The 16180-nt window shown below is 68.3% G+C and carries 13 protein-coding genes; 1 reads left to right on the top strand and 12 read right to left on the bottom strand.

All coding sequences use genetic code 11. The features are described 5' to 3' along the window. Window positions 1-30 precede the first annotated feature (30 nt). The 12 genes from ACWV14_RS01440 to ACWV14_RS01385 form a co-directional block, all read right to left on the bottom strand. Window positions 31-3810, bottom strand: coding sequence for a molybdopterin cofactor-binding domain-containing protein (locus tag ACWV14_RS01440; protein WP_454902050.1), 3780 nt, complete (start codon window positions 3808-3810; stop codon window positions 31-33). Then, on the bottom strand, window positions 3807-4307 hold the full coding sequence (locus ACWV14_RS01435; RefSeq protein ID WP_454902048.1) for a (2Fe-2S)-binding protein: 501 nt from the start codon (window positions 4305-4307) through the stop codon (window positions 3807-3809). The genes ACWV14_RS01440 and ACWV14_RS01435 overlap by 4 nt, the downstream gene beginning before the upstream one ends. After that, on the bottom strand, window positions 4285-5445 hold the full coding sequence (locus ACWV14_RS01430; protein WP_454902046.1) for an ABC transporter substrate-binding protein: 1161 nt from the start codon (window positions 5443-5445) through the stop codon (window positions 4285-4287). The genes ACWV14_RS01435 and ACWV14_RS01430 overlap by 23 nt, the downstream gene beginning before the upstream one ends. Before the next feature lie 44 nt (window positions 5446-5489). Next, the gene (gene pncA / locus ACWV14_RS01425) at window positions 5490-6215 is read right to left on the bottom strand and encodes a bifunctional nicotinamidase/pyrazinamidase (protein ID WP_454902044.1); all 726 of its coding nucleotides are present in this window, start codon (window positions 6213-6215) and stop codon (window positions 5490-5492) included. A 161-nt stretch (window positions 6216-6376) separates the two neighbouring features. After that, a complete protein-coding gene (locus ACWV14_RS01420; protein ID WP_454902043.1) occupies window positions 6377-7111 on the bottom strand; it encodes an ABC transporter ATP-binding protein in 735 nt (244 codons plus the stop codon). Between the two features lie 61 nt (window positions 7112-7172). Continuing rightward, on the bottom strand, window positions 7173-7973 hold the full coding sequence (locus tag ACWV14_RS01415; RefSeq protein ID WP_422088843.1) for an ABC transporter ATP-binding protein: 801 nt from the start codon (window positions 7971-7973) through the stop codon (window positions 7173-7175). Further along, window positions 7970-9904 (bottom strand): ABC transporter permease, encoded by a 1935-nt coding sequence (locus tag ACWV14_RS01410; protein WP_454902040.1) that lies wholly within the window; start codon window positions 9902-9904, stop codon window positions 7970-7972. The genes ACWV14_RS01415 and ACWV14_RS01410 overlap by 4 nt, the downstream gene beginning before the upstream one ends. Before the next feature lie 29 nt (window positions 9905-9933). Continuing rightward, on the bottom strand, window positions 9934-11139 hold the full coding sequence (locus tag ACWV14_RS01405) for an ABC transporter substrate-binding protein (RefSeq protein WP_422088845.1): 1206 nt from the start codon (window positions 11137-11139) through the stop codon (window positions 9934-9936). Between the two features lie 70 nt (window positions 11140-11209). Then, on the bottom strand, window positions 11210-11794 hold the full coding sequence (locus tag ACWV14_RS01400) for an amino acid synthesis family protein (protein WP_454902038.1): 585 nt from the start codon (window positions 11792-11794) through the stop codon (window positions 11210-11212). A gap of 41 nt (window positions 11795-11835) precedes the next feature. Further along, window positions 11836-12477 (bottom strand): amino acid synthesis family protein, encoded by a 642-nt coding sequence (locus ACWV14_RS01395; RefSeq protein ID WP_454902036.1) that lies wholly within the window; start codon window positions 12475-12477, stop codon window positions 11836-11838. Window positions 12478-12498: 21 nt separating this feature from the next. Continuing rightward, a complete protein-coding gene (locus ACWV14_RS01390; protein ID WP_454902034.1) occupies window positions 12499-13404 on the bottom strand; it encodes a UPF0280 family protein in 906 nt (301 codons plus the stop codon). A gap of 8 nt (window positions 13405-13412) precedes the next feature. Further along, complete coding sequence (locus tag ACWV14_RS01385) at window positions 13413-15032, bottom strand: 6-hydroxynicotinate reductase (RefSeq protein ID WP_454902032.1); 1620 nt, start codon at window positions 15030-15032, stop codon at window positions 13413-13415. Between the two features lie 324 nt (window positions 15033-15356). Between ACWV14_RS01385 and ACWV14_RS01380 the strand changes: the two genes are divergently transcribed. Then, the gene (locus ACWV14_RS01380; protein ID WP_454902030.1) at window positions 15357-16130 is read left to right on the top strand and encodes a ferredoxin--NADP reductase; all 774 of its coding nucleotides are present in this window, start codon (window positions 15357-15359) and stop codon (window positions 16128-16130) included. Window positions 16131-16180: the final 50 nt, after the last annotated feature.

The raw sequence follows: 16180 nt of genomic DNA, 5'->3' as shown, positions 1-16180 counted from the left end.
GCATCCGGGAAACGGCAGCCAAAGCCCCTGTCAGTGCCCCGCGCCGTGCGCGGGCGCGGCGCGCACGCGTGCCACCTGCGCGGGCAGGTCGGTCCACGCGGGCTCCTGCGGCGCAAAGCGCGCGCGCATGTAGCCAGCCAGCTCTGCGATCTGCCGGTCGTCGAGCGCATCCCGGAACGCGGGCATGAAGCCGATGTCGCGCGTGGCGGGCTCGCGCACGCCGTCGAGGATGGTGCGCAGCAGGTTGTCGGGCCGCGCGCTCGTGAGGTTGCTGTTGAGCGCGAGCGGCGTGTTCACGCCGAGCAGCGTGGGACCGTTGCCGTCGTGATGGCAGGAAGCGCAGGCGCTGTCGAACATGCGCTGCGCGGGGCCGAGCAACTGGCCCTGCGTGCGCGCCGCGTTCTCGACCGCCTGCCGCGCCACGGCCTCGGGCGAGACAGCAGGCTCCGGGTTGAAGGAGCCGAGATAGGTGGCCATCGCGCGCACGTCTTCGTCGGGCAGCTGCTGCATCTCGCGCACCACCTCGGCCATCGGGCCGCCGGCGATGCCGTGGCGCTGCGTGTGGCCGTGGCGCAGGTAGCGATAGAGCTCTTCGGCGTCCCACGGCACGGCGGACTTCGACAGATGCGTGAGAGCGGGCGCCTCCCAGCCGTCGACCATCGCGCCCGACAGGAATGCGCTGCCGCCCTGTTCGGCGCCCAGCGCATTGCGCGGTGTGTGGCAGGCGCCGCAGTGGCCCAGGCCGTTGACGAGGTAGGCGCCGCGGTTCCACTCGGCGCTCTGCGTGGCCACGGGCTGCATGGGCGTGGGGTCGTGGAAGAGCGCGTTCCAGCCGGCCATCAGCGGCCGCATGCTGAACGGGAACTTGAGCTCGGACTTCGGCGTTTCCGCGCGCACTGCGGGCATGGACATGAAGTACGCATAGAGCGCCTGCAGGTCGTCGTCGCTGGTCTTGGCGAAGGCCGTGTAGGGGAACGCGGGGTACAGGTAGTGGCCGTCGCGCGAGACTCCTTCGCGCATCGCGCGCTGGAAGGCGCTGAACGACCAGCGGCCCAGGCCGGTGTCGGCATCGGGCGTGAGGTTGGTGGTGTAGAGCGTGCCGAATGGCGTGTCCATCGCGCGGCCGCCCGCGTTGGGCACGCCGCCGGGCGCGGTGTGGCACACGGCGCAGTCGCCGGCGGCGGCGAGCACCCGGCCGCGCTCGATGGTGGCCTGGCTGTAGACCGGCGCGGTGAGCGACACGGGCGCGATGGCCGAACGCCAGCCGAGCAAGCCGGCAATGACGCCGATGCCGCCGACGACGAGGGCTGCGCCGGTCGCCCACACGCCCTTGCGGCGCGGCCAGACTGCATTGATCCTTCCCGCTCTGGGGGAAGGCTGGGAAGGCTGGGATGAGGGCACGGCAGCGTCACCATTCGAGCGCTGCACGCCCCCACCCCCGCCCTCCCCCAGAGGCGGAGGGAGACACTCCTGATTCAACCCTGCCAGCACCGTCTCCGGCGTGAACGGCGGCGACCTGAACCGCACCCCCGTCGCATCGAAGATCGCGTTCGCGATCGCCGCCGTGCCCGGCACCGACGACGACTCCCCCGCGCCCAGCGAGGGTTCGCCCGGCCGCGGCATGTGCATCACCTCGATCACTGGCACTTCGCGGAAGTTGATGATCGGGTAGCTGCCCCACTCGCGGCTCGCGACCACGCCCGAAGGCAGCACGCCCGGCAGCTGCACGCCGCCCTGCCCTTGGTGCTGCTGCTGTTGTTGCTGCTGCGGCGCGAACTGCACCTGCTCCTTCAACGCCCGGCTCGTGGTCTGGATCACGTTGCCGTGCACCTGGTGCTCCACGCCCGCCGGGTTGATCATCAAACCCGCGTCGTGCCCCACCACCACGCGGCGCACATGCACCTCGCCGGTCTTGCGGTTGACCTCCACGTCGGCCACCCACGCGGCCCACGCCGCGCCGAAGCCCGGCCACTTGCTGTGGATGTAGCGCGCGTAGGCAAAGCCCTGGCCGAACAGGATGTCCCCGCCCTCGCCCAGCCCGCCGTCGGCGTTCTCCTGCGGGCCGGTGCGCATGCGCCAGCCGGCCTTCTGCGCGGTGGCCTGCACCAGCTCGGCAGCGCGCGGGTCCTGCAGGTAGCGCAGGCGGAACTGCACCGGATCGACGCCCGCCGCCGTGGCAAGCTCGTCGATGTACGACTCGTGCGCGAACGAACTCGGCAATGCCGACACGCCGCGCAGCCATGAGGCGCGCACGATCGGCGCCATGTCGTTCACCTTCACGCGCAGGTTGTCGTAGCTGTACGGCGGGCGCGCGGTGCGGTCGCCCATCTCGTAGGCCTGCGCCACCGGCTCGATGGTGCGCGTGAGCAGCAGCGCCAGCGTGGGCGCGCCGTTCGACGGGTACGAGGTCTCGAAGTCGTAGGCGGCGACGCGGCCGTCGGCCATGAGGCCGCCGTCGATCTCCATCAGCTGCGCGGCACCCTTGGGCTCCCACGCATGCTCCTGCTCGCGCGTGAGCTGCACCCGCACGGGCGCACCCACGGCGCGCGCGAGCAGCGCGGCATCGGCGGCCACGTCGTCCGCGCCGTTGCGGCCGTAGCAGCCGGCGGCCTCCATGCGGACCACGTCGACCTGAACGTCTTCCACGCCCATGAGCTTCGCGAGATCGGCGCGCAGCACGTGGGGGTTCTGCGAACCGGCCCAGCAACGCAGTTGCATGCCGCTGCCATCGGCCGGCTGCCACTCGGCCAGCGCGCACGACGGGCCGATGGACGCATGCATCTGGTACGGCCACACGTAGGTGCGGTGCATCGGCTGCGCAGCGGCGGCGATGGCGCCATCGACATCGCCTTCGTCGACCAGCAATCGCTGCGTCGATGGGTTGTCGCGCAGCGCCTGAGCCACGTCGCTCAGGTCTGGCATGCCGGGCCACGGCTTCCAGGTGACGCGCAGTTCGCGCAGTGCCTGTTCGGCATGCTCCTCGCGCTCGGCCACGACGCCGACGAAGTCGCGGATGACCACCACCGCGCGGATACCGGGGATGTGCGCGATCGACGATTCGTCGACCGCCTCCAGCGTGTTGCCGATGAACTCGCCGTGGTCCGCGCCCGCATACGGCGGACGCACCACGCGGCCGTGCAGCATGCCAGGCACGCGCATGTCGTGCACGAACACCAGCTCGCCGGCGAGCTTGGCCGGAATGTCGACGCGCGCCTGCCGCGTGCCGACCACGCGATAGTCCGCGGGGTCCTTGGGCTGTGCCTTGGGATCGAGCCGCAGCACGGTGCGCTGGCCCGCGACGAGATCGGCGTAGCTGACATGGCGGTCCGGCGCTTCGGTGACGCGCACGATGCCGTTGCGCACCTGCAGCGCATCGACAGGCACGCCGAGCCGTTCGGCAGCGCGCGCCAGCAGCCATGCGCGCGCCTGCGCGGCCGCGAGGCGCAACGGCTGCGCATGGAGCTGGATCGACGCGCTGGCGATGGTCGCGCCCTGGTTGGGCGCGCGTGCGGTGTCGCCGAGCATCATGCGCACGCAGGGCATGCCGAGGTCGAGTTCCTCGGCCACGATCTGCGCGAGCGCGGTCTGGATGCCGGTGCCCAGGTCGACGTGGCCGTTGAGCGCCGAGGCGCTGCCGTCGTCCCACACGGCGAGCAGTACCTCGTCGCCTTCGACGGGGTTGCCGGCGATGAAGGCGGGCTGGCCCTTGGCCGGAGGCGGCGGTGGCGGCGTCTCGCGCAGCACCAGCAGCACGCCGGTGGCGGCGAGGAACTCGGCGCGCGTCTGCGGCAGGTCGGCGCGGCGCGTCATGGCTCTCGCCCGACGCGCATGCGCAGGGAAGCGCGCTGCACGGCATCGAGGATCTCGATGTGCGTGCCGCAGCGGCACAGGTTGCCCGACAGCTCGCTGCGGATGCGCGCCTCGCTCGCATGCGGATCGCGCGCCAGCAAGGCCGCGGCCTGCATGACCATGCCGTTGAGGCAGTAGCCGCACTGCGCGGCCTGCGCGTCTTCGAAGGCGGCCTGCACCGGATGCCAGTTGCCGCGCGAACCCAGCCCTTCGAGCGTGGTGATGGCACGCCCGACCACGCCGTGCGCGGGGATCACGCATGAGCGCGCAGCCACGCCGTCGACGTGCACGGTGCAGGCACCGCACTGCCCCAGGCCGCAGCCGTACTTGGGGCCGTTCAGCCCCAGGTCGTTGCGCAGCAGGTGCAGCAGCGTCGCCTCGCGCGGCACGCCCTCGATCGATTGCGCCTGGCCGTTGACCAGCAGGTGCAGCGGCTCAGCGCCGCAACTGGCCGTCACGGGTGTACATCTCCAGGTCCACGAAGGTCGAGCCGTTGTGGTTCTTCGCGCTGTATTCGACGGGGAAGTCGCCGAAGCGCGTGCTGCCGATGCTCTCGAGCCCGGCGATGAAGCTGTCGCGCGTGAGCGTCTTGCCCGCGCGGCGCAGGCCCTCGACCATCACGCGCGCGACGATGTAGCCCTCCAGCGCGGTGTAGCTGTCGATCTTCTCGCCGAACTCGGCGCGGTCGTGCTGGTAGTCGGCCACGATGGGCACGCGCTGCGCCTGCGGCGGCGGCACGATGCTGGCCGTGACCAGCCCTGCGAGCTTGCCGTCGAGCCGCTTGGCCGAGCCTGCCGCGTCGGTGATGCCGACCGACAGCGTGTACAGCGGCGCGCCCGCGCCGCTGGCACGGTAGTCGCGCATGAAAACCTCGACCATGCGCCCGGCCATGATCATCAGCACGGCGCCGGGCTTCGCATCGGCAAGGCCCGCGACGACCGGCTTCGCGTCTTCGGCGGCGATGGCCAGCGGGAAGGTCTTCACCACCTTCACCTTGTGGTCGGCCGCCAGCTCCTCGCAGGTCGCGAGGTTCGACTTGCCGAAGGCGCTGTCCTGGTAGACCACAGCAATCGACTGGATGCCGATGGTCGACAGGTGGCTGATGATCTTGCGCAGCTCGAGGTCGTAGCCCGCGCGCACATGGAACAGGTAGCGGTTGGTCTTGGTGCGGAACGACGTGGTGCCCACCAGCGGCGCGAACATCGGCACGCCGGCCTTCTCGGCGAGCGGCATCGCGGCCGCGAGGTTGCCGGTTGCCACGTAGCCGGTGAGCGCGAAGACCTTGTCCTCGTCGATCAGCTTCGCGGTGTTGACGGCGGTCTTCGCGGGGTCGTATGCATCGTCATAGGTGACGAGTTCGATCTTGCGGCCGTTGACGCCGCCCGACTTGTTGACGCGGTCGAAGTACAGCTTGATGCCCGCGCGGTAGTCGACGCCGAAGTCTTTTGCCGGCCCGCTGAACACGGCCGACTGGCCAATGCGGATGGCGGTGTCGGTCACGCCGTTTTCCGCGCGTGCCGACCGCAGCAGGCCGGGGCCGAGGGCCAGGGCAGCGCTGCCCGCCACCATGGCGCGCCTTGAAATGGAGAGCTTCATGCGTCGTGGGTCCCGCTTTTTTTGCTGTTCTTCGCGGCTCGGGCTCAGGCGGCCTGTATGTCGGCCGACTGGATGCGCTTGACGCCCTTGGCCGTCATCTGTTTCCACGCCGCGGCCAGCGAGCCGTTGAGGTCGATGCCGCGCGTGGCGTCCTCGATCACGTAGGCCTCGAAGCCGGCCTTGCGCGCGTCCATCGCGGTCCAGGCCACGCAGAAGTCGGTGGCCAGGCCGGTGACGAACACGGTCTTTATGCCACGCGCCTTCAGGTAGCCGGCCAGGCCGGTGGCCGTCTTGTGGTCGGCTTCCTCGAAGGCGGAGTAGCTGTCCATGTCCTTGTGGAAGCCCTTTCGGATGATGAGCTGGGCGGTGGGCACCTTCAGCTCCTTGCCGAGCGCGGCGTCCTCGGTGCCCTGCACGCAGTGGTCGGGCCACAGCACCTGCGTGCCGTAGCTGAGCTTGGTGGTCTCGAAAGGCTTCTTGCCGCTGTAGGTGCTGGCAAAGGACGCATGGCCCGCCGTGTGCCAGTCCTGCGTGACCACGATGTTCTGGAACGCGGGCGCCAGTGCGTTGATGACCGGAATGACTTCGTTGCCGCCCTTCACCGCCAGCGTGCCGCCGTCGAGAAAGCAGTTCTGCACGTCGACCACGATCAGCGCGGCCTTGTCGCCGGGCTTGATCTTGCCCGCCGCGAAAGCGTTGAAACCGACACTGCCGAGGCCGCTTGCCAGCCCGAGGGCGGCGGCGGATTTCACGAGGGTTCTGCGATGCATGGCGTGGACTCCTGTAGGACTGGAAGAGGAACTGGGATCAGGACGCGAGAAACTTTCCAGGAAAACCACGGAACCGGCTTTGCCGGGCCGTCGGTGTTGCCCCCTGCAAGGGGGTTGGCGAAGCGACACGAAGTGTGCGAAGACTGGGGGTGTGCTTCATGCTAGACGCTCAAATACGCACGGCGCACTTCGTCGTTGGCCGCAAGCTCGGCCATGGTGGCGTGATAGCGGATCTGCCCCTTCTCGAGCACATAGGCGCGGTCGGACACCAGTTCGGCGAAGTGCATGTTCTGCTCCGACAGCAGGATGCTCACGCCCTGCGCCTTGAGCTCCAGGATCATGTTGGCCATCTGCTCGACGATCACCGGCGCCACGCCCTCGGAAGGCTCGTCCAGCAACACGAGGTAGGGGTTGCCCATGAGCGTGCGCGCCACGGTGAGCATCTGCTGCTCGCCGCCGCTCATGCGGCCGCCGGGGCGGTTGGGCATTTCGCCGAGATTGGGGAACAGCTTGAACAGGCGCTCGGGCGACCACAGCGGCGCGTCGGTGCCATCGGCCCAGCGGCGCGCGGGCTGCTTGCCGACCTCGAGGTTCTCCATCACCGTGAGGTCGGTGAACACGCGCCGGTCTTCGGGCACGAAGCCCAGGCCCAGGCGCGCCGCATGATGCGGCTCGCTCTTCGAGATGTCGTGGCCCAGGAAGCGCACCGCGCCGCGGCGCTTGGCCAGCATGCCGATCAGCGCCTTCAGCGTGGTCGACTTGCCCGCGCCGTTGCGGCCCATGAGCGCGACCACTTCGCCGCGCCGCACTTCGAGGTCCACGTCATAAAGAATCTGCGCGGCCCCGTACCAGGCGCACAGGGCCTTGGCCTGCAGAAGGGGTTCATGCGTGTTCATCAAACTACCTCCGTGCTTCGCACCACGGTGCGAGCTTGCTTGGGGCGGCCCGGCGCTGCGCTCATGCGGCTTCTCCAACGGCCGCGGCCTTCTTCTCGAATGTCTTGCCGGTGCCGAAGTACACCTCCTGCACCTTGGGATGGTCGCGGATCTCCAGCGGCTTGCCCTGCGCGATGAGTCGGCCGCGCGCCAGCACGATCATGCGGTCGGCATACGCGAACACCACGTCCATGCTGTGCTCGGTGAAGAGCACGGCCATGCCGCGCTGGATGACCAGGTCCTTGGTCAGCGCCATGAGCGAGTTGCGCTCCTTGGGCGCCATGCCGGCGGTGGGCTCGTCCATCAGAAGCAGCTTGGGGCTGTTGGCCATCGCGATCGCGAGCTCGACGCGCTTCACGTCGCCATACGCCAGCACGCTGCAGGGCCGGTCGGCCTGCGACTTCATGCCGACCTGCTCGAGCAGCGCCAATGCCTCGTCGCGCTTGTGGTCGGCCGCGCGGCGCCACATCGAGAACAGCTTGCCGTCGTGCGACAGCAGCGCCATCTGCACGTTCTCGACCACGGTGAGCGAGGCAAAAGTTTCGGCAATCTGGAAGGTGCGGCCCACGCCCCGGCGCCAGATGGCACGCGGCTTCTGGCCCACGAGCTCGTGGCCGTCGAACAGGATCGATCCCTGGTCGGCCTTGAGCTGGCCGTTGACCATGTTGAAGGTGGTGGACTTGCCGGCACCGTTGGGGCCGATGAGCGCGAGTAGTTCGCCGGCGTGCAGCTCGAAGCCGATGCCGTCCACGGCCTTCACGCCACCGAAAGACTTGCCCAGGTTCTCGACCTTGAGCAGGGGGGTGTTGGAGGCGGTCGTCATGCCTTGGCCTCCTTTGCCTCGACGGCCACGGGCGCCGCATCGGGCTTGGCGCGGCGCAGCAGCTTGTCGGTCAACTGCTTCGCGAAGCCGGCGATGCCCTGCGGGAACAGCAGCACGAGGATCAGGATGATGGCGCCGAGCGTGGCGCGCCAGTAGTCGGTGTTGCGCGCCACGGTGTCGTGCAGCCAGCTGAAAGTAACGGCGCCGACCACCGGCCCGGCCAGCGTCTGGATGCCGCCCAGCAGCACCATCACCAGGCCGTCGACCGACTTGTCGACGCTGAGGCTCTCGGGCGAGATGCTGCCCTTGGAGAAGGCGTAGAGCGAACCGGCCAGACCGGCCGCGGCGCCCGCGACGATAAAGGCCGTCCACTGCATGCGCTTGACGTCGATGCCGATGGCGTCGGCGCGCAGCACCGAATCGCGGCCCGCGCGCAACGCATAGCCGAAGGGCGAGAACAGCACGCGGCGCAGCATCAGGATGCCGGCGGCCACGAGCACCAGCGTGAGCCAGTAGTAGGTGCGCTTGTCCGACAGCCATTCCGACGGCCACACGCCCGTGAGGCCGTTGCTGCCGCCGGTGAACGAATCCCACTGGTAGACGACGGCCCAGGTGATCTGCGCGAAAGCCAGCGTGAGCATCGCAAGGTACACGCCCGACAGCCGCACTGCGAACCAGCCGTAGACGAAGGCGCCGATGGCCGCGACCAGCGGGGCCACGATGAGCGCCGCTTCCATCGGCAGGCCGCTCGCGCGCACCAGCAGCGCGGCGCCGTAGGCCCCGAGGCCGAAGTAGGCGGCATGGCCGAACGAATGCATGCCGGCCGGCCCCATGATGAAGTGCAGACTGGCGGCGAACAGCGCGGCGATCAGCAGGTCGATCATCAGCACCGTGGTGTAGGGCGAGTCGGCGGTGAGCAGCGGCATCGCCATGAGCACCACGCCCAGCGCCGCGACCAGCCACAGGTAGCCCTTGCTCGCGCGGCGCAGCGGCTCTTCGGCCATGCCCACATAGCGGCTCGGCGCCTGCGGCCGTCCGAACAGGCCCCACGGGCGCCACACCAGCACGATGGCCATGACGATGAAGTCGACCACCAGCGTGAGCTTCGAGAAGGACACGCTGTAGCCGAAGATTTCCACCACGCCGAGCCAGATGCACACGGCCTTGATCTCCGAGATCAGCAGCGCCGCCGCATAGGCACCCGGAATGGAACCCATGCCGCCCACCACCACGACCACGAAGGCCGCGCCGATGGTGTTGAGGTCCATCGCGAGCGTGGCCGGCTCGCGCGGCAACTGCAGCGCGCCGCCCAGGCCCGCGAGCATGGCACCGAGCGCGAACACCGCGGTGAAGAGCCAGGCCTGGTTCACGCCCAGCGCGCTGACCATCTCGCGGTCTTGCGTGGCGGCACGCACCAGCGTGCCCCAGCGGGTGCGCGTGAGCAGCAGCCACATGAGGCCGAGCACGACAGGGCCGACGACGATCAGGAACAGGTCGTAGGTTGGGAACTGCCGGCCCAGGATTTCGACGGAGCCCGACAGGCCCGGCGCGCGCGGCCCGAGCAGTTCGTCAGGCCCCCAGATGTAGAGCACCGCGTCCTTGATGACAAGGACCAGCGCGAAGGTCGCCAGCAGCTGGAACAGCTCGGGCGACTTGTAGATGCGGCGCAGCAGCACCATCTCGATCAGCGCTCCGAGAATGCCGACCGCGATCGCGGCAATCAACACCGCAGGCCAGAAGCCCATGCCGCCGCCGAGCTTCTCGACCAGCGTGTAGGCCAGGTAGATGCCGACCATGAAGAAGGAGCCATGCGCAAAGTTGACGATGCGCGTGACACCGAAGATCAACGAAAGGCCGGCCCCCACGAGGAACAGCGACGAAGCCGACGACAGTCCGGTGAGGAACTGAAGCAGCAGGGACGAGAGGCTCATGGGTGCAAGCGTTCCGAAAAAGATCAGGGTCAGTCGGTGGCGCGCGACTTTTTGACGTCGGCTGCGGAGGGCTGGAACTTGGCGCCGTCGAAGTAGGTGTAGTCGACCATCACGCCCTTGCCGTTTTCGTTCTTCGTCTTGCCGACGAAGGCGCCCATGGTGGACTGGTGGTCTTCGGCGCGGTAGCTGATCTTGCCGAACGGCGTGTCGACCTGCAGGCCCTTGAATGCTTCGAGGAGCTTCGGCGTTTCGGTGCCCTTGGCCTTGGCGACACCGGCCGCGACCGACTTGATCATGCTGTAGCCGACCACCGAGCCGAGGCGCGGATAGTCGTTGTACTTGGCGTGGTACGCGAGGAAGAAGGCCTTGTGCTCGGGCGTCTGGATGCCGTACCAGGGGTAGCCGGTCACGATCCAGCCGTTGGGCGTTTCGTCCTTCAATGGGTCGAGGTACTCGGGCTCGCCGGTCAGCACGCTGACGACCGCGCGGTCCTTGAACAGGCCTCGTGTGTTGCCTTCGCGCACGAACTTCGACAGGTCGGCGCCGAACAGCACGTTGAAGATCGCGTCAGGCTTGGCGTCGGCCAGCGCCTGCGCCACCGCGCCCGCATCCACCTTGCCCAGCGGCGGCGCCTGCTCGGCGACGAACTCGACGTCGGGCTGCGCGGCCTTCAGCAGCGTCTTGAACGCGGCCACTGCCGACTGCCCGTATTCGTAGTTGGGGTACACGACGGCCCAGCGCTTCTTCTTGAGCTTGACGGCCTCGGGCACGAGCATCGCGGCCTGCATGTAGGTGCCGGGACGCAGGCGGTAGGTGTATTCGTTGCCGCCCTGCCAGGTCATCTTGTCGGTCAGCGGTTCGCCGGCCAGGAAGAAGATCTTCTTCTGCTTGGCGAAGTCGGCCACGGCCAGGCCGGTGTTCGACAGGAAGGTGCCGGTGAGCACGTCGATCTTCTCGCGCGCCACCAGCTCTTCGGCAACGCGCACGGCGTCGCCGGGGTTGGCGTTGTCGTCGCGCGTGATGAGCTCGACCTTCTTCCCGTTCACGCCGCCCTTGGCGTTGATCTCTTCGACGGCCAGCTCCATGCCCTTCTTGTAGGGCTCGAGGAAGGCGGGCTGGGCCTTGTAGCTGTTGACCTCGCCGATCTTGATCACGCCCTGCGCGTGCGCGGGAACGAGAGCGGTGGTCAGCGCGGCGAGGGCCGCGGCGCTGAAGACGTGACGCAATGGATTCATGGGGAAAGCTCCTTGAGATCGAATGAGGAAAGGAAACACCGTGATTGGGCTTGATGCGCGGAAGACGGGGTCAACGAAGACCGTCTTCGCCCTTGATTTCATGCGCCTGCAGGCCGCCGATGCGCGGCAGCGGTCGGCCGCTGTCGGTGACGGCAACCGCCACCACGATCTCGTTGGCGCGCGGCGCGTCGCTCACGCGGGCCTCGATCGCGTCGAAGTGGCTGCGCACGAAGGCCGCGTCCTTGTGGCCCAGCGGCACGTCGACGGCGGTGCCCAGCGAGCCGCGCTTCTTGGCCGAAGGCACCAGCGCGGCGCCCTTCTCGACCGCCACGCGCAGCGGCGCGCCGAGCTTGGGATGCAGGATGGCGGCGGCGTGCTCGAGCTCGCCGTTCTCGCCGACGATCGCGGCCTTGCCGTAGCTCTGGACCTGGCCGGGCTCGATGCCCAGCGCCTTCACGGCCTTCTGGCCCAGCAGCGCGCCGAGTTCCTCGCCGATGGCGATCAGGTCGTCGAGGTTCTCGCTGTAGCGCCCGGCATAGGGGTTGTCGATCACGGCGATGGCGACGGCGCGGCGCGTGGGCGGCGTGATGTCCTTGCCCATTTCCTTGCGGGTTTCGTCGACCTGAATGACGAGCTTGCGGATGTTGGCGGTCATGTTCTGTGTTCCTTGTCTTGTCTCTGTATGGATGCCGCGGCTCAGCGCAGTCCGTCCCATTTGCTGATGTCTTTTGCGAGCAGGCCGCCCACGCGTGCGTGAATGCGGTAGCCGGTGCTCATCGCGAGGATGAAGACGATCTCGTCGGCCGCGGGCGCGCCGGGCACGCGCACCTCGATGGCGTCGAACTGGCCGCGCACGTAGCTGGCATTGATGTTGGTGAGCGGCACGTCGAGCGCGGCGCCGGGCGGTCCGACCTTCTTGGTCGAGGGCACGATCGACAGCGCGTTGCCGGGCTGGCCTTTCTTGTCCTCGGCCTTGCCTGCGGTGTAGGCCGCGCGATCGCCCTTCCAGCCGAGCAGTTCGCGCATCGCGTAGCCGCCGGGCACGTGCCACAGCGCGCCGTGCTCCAGCTCGCCGCCGGCGCCGACGATGGCGCCCTTGCCGTAGGTGGCGATCTGCTCGAGCGGCACGTCCATGGCGGCGTGCAGGCGGTGCGCCATGTCGACGCCCACGGGGTCGAGCAGCGCCATCATCGGCAGGATGTCGGGCTCGTAGCGGCCCGCGAACGGATTGGCCAGCACCGCGCCGATGGCACCGCGCACCAGCGGGGTGTCGGCGCGCGGTCCGAACTCGTGGTGGATGTGCTCGACATGGGTGAAGACGCGGCGGATTTCGATCATGAAAAAGAACCTTGCTTTTCGTTAAGCAAATACTGAACCAACTGTTTTCGGCGGCTCTGTCTCGAGCGCCTTCGAGCATAAGGGTTCGACAAGACGCCACTGCCCCTGGCAAACGAGTAGAGCAGCCCACACGAGCCCGCCTTTTTGCAGGACTTTGGCGCACACCACGCCCGTATCGAGTGCGTTGCGCACCTGCGCGGGGGGCAGCGCGGGCACGTCGACAGTGACGAGTGCGTCGCCCAGGTCGCTGTCGTCCTTGCATTCGCTGGCGGGGCGGCGCGCGATGGCGTCGTCGTCGACATCGACGGCATTGGCGATCACCGTGGCGGCGGCGTCGGCCTGCGCCGCCGTGGCGGCCAGCACCGTCACGCTGTCGGCGATACCCAGCGAGAAACTGCGCCCGCGCCAGCCGCTGGTGGCGACTCCACGCACAGGCTGCTCGGCGCGCAGCTCGAACTGGCCGTCGGTGGTGAGGATGCCGCCTGCATCGCGCAAGTCGAAGCGCGCGAGGTCGGCGTACACGCCCACGCGCGCCGACTGGCCGGGCGCGAGGTGCAGCGCGATGTCGCCGCCGTTGTTGATCCATGCGCGCTCGATGCCGGGGCGCTCGTAGAAAGCGACGAGCTCCTGCGCGACCGAGCCGGCCACGGCGGCCATCGGCGTGATGAACATCGGCGAGAACGCGGCGCACGCGTCCCACATGCGGCGCGCGACCACGTTGCGCGGACGCATCCTGTCGGTCACGGGCAGGCGCAGCAGGGGCAATTCGCGCACCAGTTCGTCGAGCACGTGGACGAAGCGCGCCCAGGCCGCGTCATGCGCGGCAGCCACGGCGTACGGGTCGCCATGCGCCTCGGCCACGATGTCGATCGGGCCGTGGTTGAAGTGCCAGCGCCCTTCGCCGAGCGCGCTGCGTTGGGCGGTCATGGCTCGCCTCAGCCGAGCATCGGGGTGTGGCCCAGGGGCCACGGGTTGGCGTCGTCCATGGCGAGCCATTGGCGCGCGAGCGGCGCGCCGTCTTCCTGCCACGCGCCGCGCGCGAGTGCCTGCTCGAGCGAGAAGATGTGTTCCATGTGGCCACCGAGCGCCTCGTAGTCGTCGCGCCGCATGCTGAATTCGATGGGCGCGACGATGGCCGGCGTGGGCACGGTGCCGAAGCTGTTGTCGGGCATGCGCATGACGTCGGCCATCACGGTGATGCCGCCGCCGGGCCAAACATAGGCCGGCGCGCCGCCGCAGGTGACGTTGACCAGCGCGCGCTTGATGGCGCGCGTGAGCAGCACCGGGTTTTCGGTGACGCCGGCGCGCAGGCTGCCGCCCGCACCGCCGAGGAACAGCACGGTGCACAGGGAAGGCTCGCAGTTCTCGCCGATGCGGTCGACGATGCGGCGCACCTCGGGCGGCATCGGCTGCTCGACGGGATTGAGCGCGTCGTCGAGCACGTACCACTGCGCATGCTCGCCGGTGGTCGATGTCATGAGCAGGCGCAGGCCGGGGCGCGCGACGCCCTCTTCCCAGCCTTCGATGATGGCGAGCGGATCGGCGATGTCGGTGCCGCCCCAGCCGTTACCAGGATTCGCCACCTGGAAGTAGCGCCCCGGCGTCGACTTGCGCCCCAGCATCTGGATGCCCGAAGGCGCCATGTCGAGGCAGCGGCCGGCCTGGTGCTCGGTGAGCACGCCGGTGATGTGGTCGTCGACCACCACCACCTCGTCGGCCACACCCGCGAACTGCCGCGCGAAGATGCCCACCGCCGCGGAGCCGCAGCCCACGCGCATGCGCTGCTCTTCCACACCGTTGACGATGGGCGCCTTGCCGGCCTGTATGACGAGCGTGGAGCCGCCGTCGATGGTGCACTCCACTGCCTTCTTGTTGCCCAGCAGCTGCATCAGCTCGGCCGTCATGCGGCCTTCCTTCTTGCTGCCGCCGGTGAGGTGGTGCACGCCACCCAGCGACAGCATCTGCGAGCCGTACTCGGCGGTGGTGACATGGCCGACCACCTCGCCGCGGTAGCGCACGTTGGCCTGCTCCGAGCCGAGGAAGCGGTCTGTGTCGATCTTCACCTTGAAGCTGCAGTAGCTGAAGATGCCTTCGGTGACGACGGTGACCATGTCGACGCCCTTGGCCTTCGAGGCCACGATGAAGGGCGCGGGCTTGTAGTCGGGGTAGGTGGTGGAGGAACCCACGCCGGTGACGAAGACTTCGTCGGCGTGCAGCAGGTCGCCGTTCCAGTCGGGCTCGGCCAGGGCCTCGGCGGGCGCCGCCCCGGGACGGTCGAAGGGCACCAGCACCGCAGCCTCGCTCTCGACCGCGCGGCGCAGCAGCACCACGGGGTCGACGCGCACCAGCACGCCTTCGCGGTTGGCGTAGCGGTCGCAGGCGCCGGTACGGCCGTCGGAAATCTGGCACAGCACGGGGCAGGCGTTGCACTCGACCTTGGCCGTGCTCATGCGTTCGTTGCGCGGGGGCGCCTTGCCGAAGGCGCCGCTGCCGGCGTCGGCCACCACGGGCATGTCGATGCCGGGCAATCCGTCTGTCTTGGTGTGTTCTGTCATCGGGGCGATCTCGTGGGCGTGTCGGTCGTGTGCGAAGGTGCAAACCAGGAAGCCGGTCTTTGCAACAAACGTGCCGTCTGCCCGCTTGTGCGCCGAGTTCCGTTTGTGTAGCATTCCCTACACTTTCATGTTGCGTTCACTACATTCGAGGGCAATGTAGCAAACAGGCCCGATGCTTGCAATGGTGTTTTCTCGCGATGTTCATCGGGGTTTTTCCGACCAACGACAATGGAGGGTTCGAAGCCGGCCGACGGCTGCATGCCCCACAGGCGTGCATTTCGGCTCAGCCACCTTCCTCCGTCCCAACCAACTCTTGAGTTTCGTATGAGTGCATTCAGCGAAGAACGCGTCCTGAGCGTCCACCACTGGACCGACCGCCTGTTCACCTTCACCACCACGCGCGACCCCGCGCTGCGCTTCTCGAACGGTCATTTCACGATGATCGGCCTGAAGGTCAACAACAAGCCCCTGCTGCGTGCCTACAGCATCGTGAGCCCGAACTACGAGGAGCACCTCGAGTTCCTGAGCATCAAGGTGGAAGACGGCCCGCTCACATCGAAGCTGCAGCACATCCAGGTGGGCGACACCATCATCGTGGGCCGCAAGCCCACCGGCACGCTGCTGATCGACTACACGCTGCCGGGCAAGCGCCTGTACCTGTTCGGCACCGGCACCGGCCTCGCACCGTTCATGAGCATCATCCGCGACCCGGACACCTACGAGAAGTTCGAGCAGGTCATCCTGGTGCACGGCGTGCGCCAGGTCGACGAACTGGCCTACCACGACCTCGTGACCGACCACCTGCCCAAGCACGAGATCCTTGGCGAGATGATCGCCAACCAGCTGCTGTACTACCCGACCGTCACGCGCGAGGAGTTCCGCAACCAGGGCCGCATCACCGACCTGATCGAGAGCAACAAGCTGACCGACGACCTCGGCCTGCCGCCGCTCAACGTCGAGGAAGACCGCGTCATGCTGTGCGGCAGCCCCGGCCTGCTGGTCGACCTGAAGCACATCCTGGAAAAGCGCGGCTTCAAGGAAGGCAACACGAGCACGCCGGGCGACTTCGTCGTCGAGCGCGCCTTCGCCGAAAAGTAATGAAGGCCCACCGGCTTTTCACTCGCTGTGCTCGTGTAACTCCACCCCCC

This window comes from Variovorax durovernensis (assembly GCF_977011995.1).
Note: the sequence above shows the minus strand (reverse complement) of the source record. Positions and strands in the feature narration are given on the sequence as shown.

Bases quoted from the DNA above. Each gene is read 5' to 3' on its own strand.
- ACWV14_RS01440 (WP_454902050.1), bottom strand. From the start codon at position 3,810: ATGACGCGCCGCGCCGACCTGCCGCAGACGCGCGCCGAGTTCCTCGCC.
- ACWV14_RS01430 (WP_454902046.1), bottom strand. From the start codon at position 5,445: ATGAAGCTCTCCATTTCAAGGCGCGCCATGGTGGCGGGCAGCGCTGCC.
- pncA (WP_454902044.1), bottom strand. From the start codon at position 6,215: ATGCATCGCAGAACCCTCGTGAAATCCGCCGCCGCCCTCGGGCTGGCA.
- ACWV14_RS01420 (WP_454902043.1), bottom strand. From the start codon at position 7,111: ATGAACACGCATGAACCCCTTCTGCAGGCCAAGGCCCTGTGCGCCTGG.
- ACWV14_RS01415 (WP_422088843.1), bottom strand. From the start codon at position 7,973: ATGACGACCGCCTCCAACACCCCCCTGCTCAAGGTCGAGAACCTGGGC.
- ACWV14_RS01410 (WP_454902040.1), bottom strand. From the start codon at position 9,904: ATGAGCCTCTCGTCCCTGCTGCTTCAGTTCCTCACCGGACTGTCGTCG.
- ACWV14_RS01405 (WP_422088845.1), bottom strand. From the start codon at position 11,139: ATGAATCCATTGCGTCACGTCTTCAGCGCCGCGGCCCTCGCCGCGCTG.
- ACWV14_RS01400 (WP_454902038.1), bottom strand. From the start codon at position 11,794: ATGACCGCCAACATCCGCAAGCTCGTCATTCAGGTCGACGAAACCCGC.
- ACWV14_RS01395 (WP_454902036.1), bottom strand. From the start codon at position 12,477: ATGATCGAAATCCGCCGCGTCTTCACCCATGTCGAGCACATCCACCAC.
- ACWV14_RS01390 (WP_454902034.1), bottom strand. From the start codon at position 13,404: ATGACCGCCCAACGCAGCGCGCTCGGCGAAGGGCGCTGGCACTTCAAC.
- ACWV14_RS01385 (WP_454902032.1), bottom strand. From the start codon at position 15,032: ATGACAGAACACACCAAGACAGACGGATTGCCCGGCATCGACATGCCC.
- ACWV14_RS01380 (WP_454902030.1), top strand. From the start codon at position 15,357: ATGAGTGCATTCAGCGAAGAACGCGTCCTGAGCGTCCACCACTGGACC.